Raw genomic sequence first — 2,397 nt, 5'->3', positions numbered from 1 at the left:
GTGGGAGAGAAACAAAGAAGCCATTAAGGACTAGAAAAGTGCCTTGAGCTAGTTTTTTCAAAGAGATGGTTGGGAGCAGCAAAATCACTTTTCTTTTTTGGTCTCAGGCAGAGAAGTTAATTGACTTAAGACATTTTGTTCTAAGTAACTTTGAACTTCCGCGGCGAGATTGAGAGCAAAGGGAGTGAGAGTTTGCAGTTCTTTCGTCGGTTCTAAGGGAATCAGCAAGGAAACGGCTATCCAGGGTACTCTCTGTCTTTTTAATTGCGCCCATTGGTCAAGCCAATACCAAACAGAGGGATCGTAATGACCACCACCTAGCCAAGCATACCATTGCACCACGGCAAAGGTATTTTGTGTCCAAGCACGATAGAATCTGGCCGTGGCCTTTCCTCCCGACTGGGTGGGAATTGATAGCTCGGTTGTTTCCCCCTGATTCCAATGACTAATCGAATTGATATCCGACCATTCTAATCCCGGTTGATTTTTATAGTAGTCCTGTGGCTTTAAAAGCACGGTGATCCTCTTGCCATCGGGACTTTCCACCACTTGTACCGACCATTTTCCCTCACCGATTTGGCCTTGGCTCTGGTCGATGGTTTTCAGGTCAGACAACTCGATTCCCGATTTTCGGATGACCTGCATTTTCTGAATATTAGCGATTCTCGGTTGATCTGCCCAAGACCAATGGCCAGAAATTAAATTGGGCAGGATACCGCCTAAAATCAACAGCAGCAGCAGGCACAACAGCAGTAAATAATTACCCGGGAGCTTTTTTTTGACTTTATCTAACACTAAACTTACCTCGGCCGGAATTTTTCGACTAATCATCCTGGTTAACTTCCTCTTGATCCGGGGACTGTTTCTTGACCGCCTCGCGATACTGCATGATTTGGAAGACCAAAAGGATCATTAATAACATAAAGACGGAGTATAAATCACCCCCCCAGCTATCGTGGAGTAATTTAAAGTTTTCCTCTTGTCCTGTGCCGTGAAACCAGGCTAAAAGCGCGTTACGAATAATATTAGCCCCGACACTAATTCCCAAGGCACTGAGGAGCATAAAGCGGGTTTTACGACCGTTTTCGATGGTATTAGTCCAATGGAGCAGCAGGAGGGTGACGTAAAGACTGCTAAATAACATTTTCAGCCCCGCACAGTAGGGAGCGACTTCCACCATCCTACCTTCTACCGCTACATAGATACCGTCAACGGAGACATCTAGGCCTGCTTGCTGGAGAATAAAACCAGAGCAAGCGGCAATAAAAACCTGTAGGGGTAGGGTATAGGGAGTGATCAGGTAGGGTATGGGATTAGGAGTCGCTAAAGCTGTTAAAAGCAGGGGAAATCCCTGTAATTTAAAACCTTCCGTTCCTTTTAACCAGAGACAGATTCCCGCTAAAATAATCGGGAAAGACATACTAACCCAAAGAGAGGAACCGAGGAGATAAAAAATCGCTCCTAGGGTTAACAAAAACGCTCCGAGGGGATGGGAGCGATCTTCGAGGCGTTGCCATTTTTGGCGATTCTGCCAGACAATATAGGCGGCATAGGGAAGGCCGATCAAGCCGTGGCTAAAGTATTCGTGTTCGATGCCGATCGATTTATTCAGCCAACCATCATACCAATGAAAGATCACCGGACCATAGATAACCGCCAAGAAACCGATAATCAGCCAAGATTGCCGATTTTTGTGGGAGACGGGGGATAGGGAAGGACTAATACCCATAGGACAGAGCGATTTAGTGACAAATTCTGAATTTATGTTACCCGATGATCGAAGTAATCTGTTCAACAACCATTTCAATTTGCTCCTCGCTGATACCGGGGTACATGGGCAGAGAGACAATTTCTTCACAGAGAGTCTCTGCATGAGGAAAGTCTCCCTGTTGATAACCCAGGTAGCGATAGGCCGGTTGCAGATGACAAGGAATCGGATAATGAATGCCAGTTTGAATACCGACGGCAGTTAATTGTTCTTGTAGTTGTTGGCGAGGGACGGGACAATGGGCAAGGAGGCGAATAACGTAGAGATGATAGACATGACCGGTCTCGGTTTCGTCTCGTATGGGTAAAATGCCCTTATCGGCTAAAGGAGCCAAAAGCCGGTCGTATTGTCTTGCCGCTCGCTGACGGGCCCGATTCCAGCCTTCCAGATGGGGTAATTTAACATTTAAAATGGCGGCTTGTATGCTGTCTAAACGGCTATTAGTGCCGATATCGGTGTGAAAATACTTGCTCGGTGCGCCATAATTTCTTAAACTACGGGCTTTTTGGCTAATTTCGGGATCATTGCTCACTAACATTCCGCCATTGCCAAAAGCACCTAAATTTTTACTGGGATAAAAACTAAACCCGGCCGCCACACCGACGCTGCCGGCGCGATAACCTTCTCTA

Annotated in this window: 3 protein-coding genes; all 3 read right to left on the bottom strand. The window is 46.3% G+C overall.

Annotated elements, in window-relative coordinates:
• Nucleotides 1–84: 84 nt before the first annotated feature.
• Nucleotides 85–831 carry a cyanoexosortase B system-associated protein gene (locus tag IQ242_RS22575; protein ID WP_193961486.1) on the bottom strand — a complete coding sequence of 249 codons (747 nt, stop codon included), beginning with the start codon at nt 829–831 and terminating at the stop codon, nt 85–87.
• On the bottom strand, nt 824–1,729 hold the full coding sequence (gene crtB / locus IQ242_RS22570; RefSeq protein WP_193961485.1) for a cyanoexosortase B: 906 nt from the start codon (nt 1,727–1,729) through the stop codon (nt 824–826). The genes IQ242_RS22575 and crtB overlap by 8 nt, the downstream gene beginning before the upstream one ends.
• A gap of 37 nt (nt 1,730–1,766) precedes the next feature.
• Nucleotides 1,767–2,397, bottom strand: a 631-nt coding sequence (locus tag IQ242_RS22565; RefSeq protein ID WP_193961484.1) for a DegT/DnrJ/EryC1/StrS aminotransferase family protein, incomplete at its 5' end; no start/stop codon positions are given.

Source organism: Microcystis sp. LEGE 08355 (genome assembly GCF_015207185.1).
Lineage (GTDB): Bacteria > Cyanobacteriota > Cyanobacteriia > Cyanobacteriales > Microcystaceae > Microcystis > Microcystis panniformis.
Note: the sequence above shows the minus strand (reverse complement) of the source record. Positions and strands in the feature narration are given on the sequence as shown.